This is a genomic window from Mesorhizobium sp. M7A.F.Ca.CA.001.08.2.1 (assembly GCF_003998455.1).
GTDB lineage: Bacteria > Pseudomonadota > Alphaproteobacteria > Rhizobiales > Rhizobiaceae > Mesorhizobium > Mesorhizobium ciceri.
Genome location: NZ_RZPW01000399.1, coordinates 1 through 5,711, shown reverse-complemented (window position 1 = coordinate 5,711; position 5,711 = coordinate 1). Strand labels below are relative to the sequence as shown.

At 62.1% G+C, this 5,711-nt stretch carries 7 protein-coding genes, 1 tRNA gene and 1 pseudogene; 6 read left to right on the top strand and 3 right to left on the bottom strand.

The annotated features are described in order from the left end of the window. Positions 1-811 (bottom strand): trigger factor (gene tig, locus EN914_RS21860; RefSeq protein WP_127389249.1); only part of this gene is annotated, 811 nt, incomplete at its 3' end. 374 nt (positions 812-1,185) lie between these two features. Here tig and EN914_RS21855 point away from each other — a divergent pair. After that, positions 1,186-1,270, top strand: a tRNA-Leu gene (locus tag EN914_RS21855). 67 nt (positions 1,271-1,337) lie between these two features. On the opposite strand, the gene EN914_RS21850 is transcribed toward EN914_RS21855, so the two are convergent. After that, positions 1,338-1,916 carry an NUDIX domain-containing protein gene (locus tag EN914_RS21850; protein ID WP_024504405.1) on the bottom strand — a complete coding sequence of 193 codons (579 nt, stop codon included), beginning with the start codon at positions 1,914-1,916 and terminating at the stop codon, positions 1,338-1,340. Positions 1,917-2,141: 225 nt separating this feature from the next. On the opposite strand from EN914_RS21850, the gene EN914_RS21845 reads away from it, so the two are divergent. The 3 genes from EN914_RS21845 (at position 2,142) to EN914_RS21835 (ending at position 3,906) form a co-directional block, all read left to right on the top strand. After that, on the top strand, positions 2,142-3,245 hold the full coding sequence (locus EN914_RS21845; protein ID WP_024504404.1) for an NADH:flavin oxidoreductase/NADH oxidase: 1,104 nt from the start codon (positions 2,142-2,144) through the stop codon (positions 3,243-3,245). Positions 3,246-3,357: 112 nt separating this feature from the next. Beyond that, complete coding sequence (locus EN914_RS21840) at positions 3,358-3,636, top strand: DUF982 domain-containing protein (protein WP_013532012.1); 279 nt, start codon at positions 3,358-3,360, stop codon at positions 3,634-3,636. 30 nt (positions 3,637-3,666) lie between these two features. After that, positions 3,667-3,906 carry a DUF2188 domain-containing protein gene (locus tag EN914_RS21835; protein ID WP_024504403.1) on the top strand — a complete coding sequence of 80 codons (240 nt, stop codon included), beginning with the start codon at positions 3,667-3,669 and terminating at the stop codon, positions 3,904-3,906. A gap of 159 nt (positions 3,907-4,065) precedes the next feature. On the opposite strand, the gene EN914_RS39280 is transcribed toward EN914_RS21835, so the two are convergent. Then, positions 4,066-4,617 (bottom strand): hypothetical protein, encoded by a 552-nt coding sequence (locus EN914_RS39280; RefSeq protein WP_244506952.1) that lies wholly within the window; start codon positions 4,615-4,617, stop codon positions 4,066-4,068. Positions 4,618-4,743: 126 nt separating this feature from the next. On the opposite strand from EN914_RS39280, the gene EN914_RS21825 reads away from it, so the two are divergent. Together EN914_RS21825 and EN914_RS39275 are read left to right on the top strand one after the other, a co-directional pair. Then, positions 4,744-5,487, top strand: a complete 744-nt coding sequence (locus tag EN914_RS21825) for a competence/damage-inducible protein A (protein ID WP_024504402.1) — start codon at positions 4,744-4,746, stop codon at positions 5,485-5,487. 81 nt (positions 5,488-5,568) lie between these two features. Beyond that, positions 5,569-5,711, top strand: a pseudogene (locus EN914_RS39275) (universal stress protein); the annotation flags it as partial.

The window sequence follows — 5,711 nt, the reverse complement described above, 5'->3', positions numbered from 1 at the left end:
GCTCCAGCGACTCCAGGCCGAGGTTCTTGGCGGTCTCGTCGTTGATTTCCAGCGCGCCGGGCTGGGACACTTCCTTGACCGTGACATCGAAGGTCGCTTCCTTGCCGGCCAGATGCGCCGCCTGGTAGTTTTCCGGGAAAGTCACGGTGACCTGCTTTTCGTCGCCGGCCTTGGCGCCGACAAGCTGATCCTCGAAGCCGGGGATGAATTCCTTCGAGCCTAGCACCAGCGGCTGATCGGTGCCGGCGCCGCCATTGAAGGCCTCGCCGTCGATCTTGCCGACATAGTCGATGGTGACGCGGTCGCCATTGGCGGCCTTGCCGGTCTTCGGCTCGTAGCTGCGCGCCGATTCGGCAACGCGCTGGACCTGCTCGTCGATCTCGGCATCAGGCACGTCGAACACCTGGCGCGTCACCTTGATGTCGGAAAAGTCCTTGATCTCGATCGCCGGGATGATCTCGTAGTTGAGGCGGAATTCGAAGTCGGCGCCGCCGGCCAGGATCTTCTCGGCTTCCTTCTCGTCCTCGGTCATGATGACTTCGGGCTGCATGGCAGCCTTTTCACCACGCCCGGTAATGATCGAACGGGTCGAATCGTTGAGGATTTCGTTGACCACTTCGGCCATGAACGACTTGCCGTAGACCTTGCGCAGGTGCTGCACCGGCACCTTGCCAGGACGGAAGCCGTTGATGCGGACCTTGTTGCGGGCATCCGAAAGCCGCGCCATCAGCTTGGCTTCCATGTCACCGGCCGGCACGGTGATCTTGATCTCTCGCTTGAGACCGGAGTTGAGCGTTTCGGTGACCTGCATCGTAAAACCTTTGTTTTCACCAATGAGACTGCCACGGCCTCTGCCGTTCACAGCCTGCCGGTATATTCTTGCCGGGAATGGCTTTTGGTACGGAACCTGGCGATTTGACCGAAAACCCGGCTCAAACTCTCCCAAACTGCGTTCCAAAATGTGAATAAGTTCTTGTTTTTCCTACTTCTTATCACATTCTGCAGAAGCGGATCGTCGCGTCCCGTCACATTTGACACGCCTTTTGTCACAGGCGAGGCCAATTTTCAACAGTCTTCGCATCCCAGCCAATAACCAGCATTCGGGCCTGCCCCACATCTTGTCGCTGGGCCACATCTTGTCTCTGACATTGACAGAATGATGGCCACATGGGATTGCCGGTCCATGCGGATGTGGCGGAACTGGTAGACGCCCTGGATTTAGGTTCCAGTGCCGAAAGGCGTGGGGGTTCGAGTCCCTTCATCCGCACCACCCTTCGCCCTTCGAGCTTCGGGTGGCGGGCCACCCGAAAGCCCTGGCGAAGGAGGACCGGCGCCGTTCAGGCAGGCATCGGATTGAGCTTCAGATGCTGGATCAAGATGATGGTCTTGGCGTCGACGATACGGCCATCGGCGATGCCGGCCAGCGCCTCGTCGAGCGGCATTTCCAGAACCTCGATGTCCTCGCCCTCTTCTTGCGCGCCGCCGCCGGCCGAGATGCGGTCGGCGGGTGAATAGCGGCCGATGAAAAACCAGAGCCGTTCGGTGACGCTGCCGGGGCTCATATACGGCGAAAACAGCCGCTCGATATCCTTCAAGCGATAACCCAGCTCTTCCTCGGCTTCCTTGCGGATGGCGGTCTCCGGATCGTTTTCGTCCAACAGGCCGGCACAGGCCTCGATCAGCGGCTCGCGGTGGCCGGTGACGTAAGCGGGATAGCGGAACTGGCGCACCAGAAGCACGGTCGAACGCAAGGGGTCGTAAGGCAGGATCACCGCACCATCGCCGCGATCATAGGTCTGGCGGATTTGCGTCTCCCACTGACCGTCGCGCCGGCGGTAGTCGAGGACGGTCTTCTTCAGGATGGCCCAGTCGTCGGAGAGGATTTCCTCCGAACGGACGCGAATACGATCTTCCATCCCGGTCTCCATGCTAAAGCGCGTCGCGCTTCATGCTCCTGTTTATGCCTGTCGTTCTCCCAAAACCGGAGCCACTTTTGGGAGACATGCCTGGCCGAGGCGTAGCCGCGAACCGGCATTTCGGCAATCCCGCCCGTGATTGGTCCAGAAGCCCTTTCACCGCCTCGTGTCTGGCGCAGGCGCCATCGGTCGCCTAAATAGCTGCGAACCCTCCCGGAGTTTCTCATGACAGCGTCGCTTTTCCAGTCGATCACTCTCGACGGCCTCACCTTCCCCAACCGCATCGCCGTCGCGCCGATGTGCCAGTATTCCGCCGAGGACGGCTCGGCCAGCGACTGGCATCTCCATCACTGGATGAACCTCGCAATGTCCGGCGCCGGCATGGTCACGGTCGAGATGACCGATGTCGAGCGGCGCGGGCGTATCACCCATGGCTGCCTCGGCCTTTACTCCGAAGACAATGAAGCGGCCGCCCGCCGCGCGCTGGACGCTGCACGACGCGTCGCCGCACCCGGCACGAAATTCGGCTCCCAACTCGCCCATGCCGGCCGCAAGGCTTCGAACCGCAAGCCGTGGGAGGGCGGCGGGCCACTGAAGCCAAACGAGGATCCCTGGCAGACCGTCTCCGCCTCGGCCATCCCCTACGACACCGGCTGGAACGTGCCGCACGCTCTGGAGGACGAGGAGATCCTACAGCTGATCGAGCGCTTCGCCGAGGCGGCAAGGCGAGCCGAACGCGCCGGCTTCGATTTCCTCGAACTGCACGCCGCGCATGGCTATTTGATCTTCCAGTTCCTGTCGCCCTTGTCCAACCAGCGCACGGACCGCTGGGGTGGCGCGCTGGAAAACCGCATGCGTTTTGCCGTCGAAATCACCAAGGCGGTGCGCAAGGCGGTGCCAAAGCTGATGCTCGGCGCAAGGCTGTCGGTGAAGGATTGGGTCGACGGCGGCTTCGACGTGGCGGACGCGATCGAAGTGGCCAAAGCGCTGAAGGACGAGGGCGTTGCCTATCTCTGCTGTTCGAGCGGCGGCAATTCGCCGTTGCAGAAATTGCCCACCGGCCCCGGCTATCAGGTGCATCTGGCGGAGGCGGTGCGCAAGGGCGCTGATATTCCGACCCGCGCCGTCGGCCTGATCGACGACCCCAAACAGGCCGAAGCGATCGTCACCGAGGGCCGCGCCGACATGGTGGCGCTGGCGCGGGCCTTCCTGGCTGATCCGCGCTGGGGGTGGCGTGCGGCGGCGACATTCAGCGAGACAATCCACCCGGCGCCACAACTTGCCCGTTCGGTGACCACGATGCAGCATTGGATGAAGGCGGCGGGCTGAACGGTTCGCGCTCCCGACACGGCGCTGTAGAGCCTTCAAACAGCCTCTGAGACGTTTGGGCGCAGGCTGACGGCCATGGTTGCAACCAAATTGGCTGCTTTGCGTTGCGGCCATGATGGACAACAAACCTTTTGAAGTGCCGGTCGTCGTCGAACTTGGCCACGTCGGCAAATATCGCCACATCCGCAGCGCCCAGGAGGCCGCGGAGTGCCTGATGACGGTGTGGCCGCTCAATCGCGGCCCGCGCCATCGTGATGCCCTCGACACTTGCCTCAAAGTGCTGGAAGGTTATCGTTCGACAGCAGATGCGCGCCGGGCGCTGATTGAAGCCGCCAAGGAATCGGAAGTGCTGGTGCCCGACGACAGACTGCCCGACGACCGACTGCATTGAGCAGACGGACCTTTCAACCGGAGGTTTTTCATGGCGAAGCTGACTTACAAGATCGTCGAACATGACGGCGGCTGGGCCTACAAGGTCGGAGCGACCTTTTCCGAGACGTTTCCCACGCATCAGGACGCGTTGCGCGCCGCCGAAATCGCCTCGGCCGAGCAGCAGGTCGCCGGAGCGACGGACGGCATCCAGTATGAGGACGCCGATGGAAAATGGCATGAGGAACTGGCCGACGGCCGCGACCGGCCGCAGACAGAAGTCTCGGATTGATTCGGTATCGCGGTTGATGTTGAGCGGTCCGACGGAGCGCCGACCGCAGCGCCGTCCGGAGAGAGGACGCGCCAGCGGCCAGCGGCTGTCCTTGCGGACTAGCCCTCGAACATGGATTTCCAGAAAATCGGCGTGCGCTTTTCGGAAATCGCGTTCTGGCTATTTGCCGCAATACTGATCGTTGACGTTTTGCCCTGCGTTAGCGTCCGGGCCTGGTGTGTTGTGGGCACATGGGCCAATAGCGCCGGTGTTGCCTTGGGTGTTCAACCCGGAGCCGTCACTGATGCTTCCCGTGGTGTAGGGGTCGACAGTTGTCTGGTCGTTGTTACCGAACAGCCACCAGTCATGATTGTTTGAGTACCTGTCGTCCAGTGACTGCGCCATCGCCGATGTGGCGAGACCAATCGTCAGGACGGATGCTGCGAGAAGTTTTGTAACCATTGAATCACTCCGTATCTTAGCCGCCTTGGTGCGACACTCATAAAACCCGGTAGTCAGCCGAATGGTTCCTTGAAATTGTCGTGAAGCTGAGGTGAGGCCCCGATCAGCCCGGCCGGCGATGCGCTCGATGGATGCGGCGGTTTGCTCCGGGGCCATGAATTCCGGCAAGTGCCCCTTGTCATAGCACCCGTCGATGTGACCGAGATCTTGCTCGACCGCCACGTCATCGCAGAACATGGTGTGGAAACGAGTTGGCTTCGACCGAGCCATCCACCTCCGGCGGTCATGTAGTCGGGCAGGGAAGCCGGCGCCGCGGAGATGACATTGCGGCCACCGCTGCGCCGCGCTATCTCAGACCACTCGCCTTCCCGGGCCACTCGCTTGCCGGAGCTTCCCATGCCTGAAATCGTGACCGCCGCCATGCTCGTCATCGGCGATGAGATTCTGTCCGGCCGCACCAAGGACAAGAACATCGGCCATCTCGCCGACGTCATGACGGCGATCGGCATCGACCTGAAGGAAGTGCGCATCGTCCCGGACGAGGAAGACGAGATCATCGCGGCGGTGAACGCCGTGCGCGCGCGCTACACTTATGTGTTCACCACCGGCGGCATCGGGCCGACGCATGACGACATCACGGCCGATTCCATCTCCAAGGCCTTTGGCGTGCCTTGCGAATACGATGCCCGGGCCTATGCGATGCTGGAAGCAAGCTATGCCGCGCGCGGCATCGAATATACCGAGGCCCGCAAGCGCATGGCACGGATGCCGCGCGGCGCCGATCTCATCGACAATCCGGTGTCGGTCGCGCCTGGCTTCCGCATCGGCAACGTCCACGTCATGGCTGGCGTGCCGTCGATTTTCCAGACCATGCTCGACAATGTCGTGCCGACGCTGAAGGCCGGCACAAAGATGCTGTCGGCGACCGTGCCCTGCCCGTTCGGCGAAGGCCTCATCGGGGGGCCGCTGGGTGATATCCAGAAAGCGCATCCCGATACGATCATCGGCTCCTATCCGAAATATGGCGATGGCAAGTTCTGGACCGAACTGGTCGTGCGTGCCCGCAGCCAGGAGGCGCTGGACGCTGCCCGCGCCGATGTCGAGGCGATGGTCGCCGGCTTCGCCAGCAATCCCGGCTGATCTGGTCCAGACCGGAACAAAGCACGACGCTGCAACGTTTCCCCGGCACGAGTTCGCCAGCTCGTGAACTGAGGGATTGTCATGCGATTCAAAACCATCGTCGCCATTCTGCAGAACGAGCAGGACGCCGAGCGCGTGCTCGACTGCGCCATTCCGCTCGCCACCCGGTTCCAGAGCCATCTGGTCGGCATCCACGCCGAAACGCTTCCCGTGCCCTACACCTC

Bases quoted from the DNA above. Each gene is read 5' to 3' on its own strand.
- EN914_RS39280 (WP_244506952.1), bottom strand. From the start codon at position 4,617: ATGGCTCGGTCGAAGCCAACTCGTTTCCACACCATGTTCTGCGATGAC.
- EN914_RS21835 (WP_024504403.1), top strand. From the start codon at position 3,667: ATGGCGAAGCTGACTTACAAGATCGTCGAACATGACGGCGGCTGGGCC.
- EN914_RS21825 (WP_024504402.1), top strand. From the start codon at position 4,744: ATGCCTGAAATCGTGACCGCCGCCATGCTCGTCATCGGCGATGAGATT.
- EN914_RS21840 (WP_013532012.1), top strand. From the start codon at position 3,358: ATGATGGACAACAAACCTTTTGAAGTGCCGGTCGTCGTCGAACTTGGC.
- EN914_RS21850 (WP_024504405.1), bottom strand. From the start codon at position 1,916: ATGGAAGATCGTATTCGCGTCCGTTCGGAGGAAATCCTCTCCGACGAC.
- EN914_RS21845 (WP_024504404.1), top strand. From the start codon at position 2,142: ATGACAGCGTCGCTTTTCCAGTCGATCACTCTCGACGGCCTCACCTTC.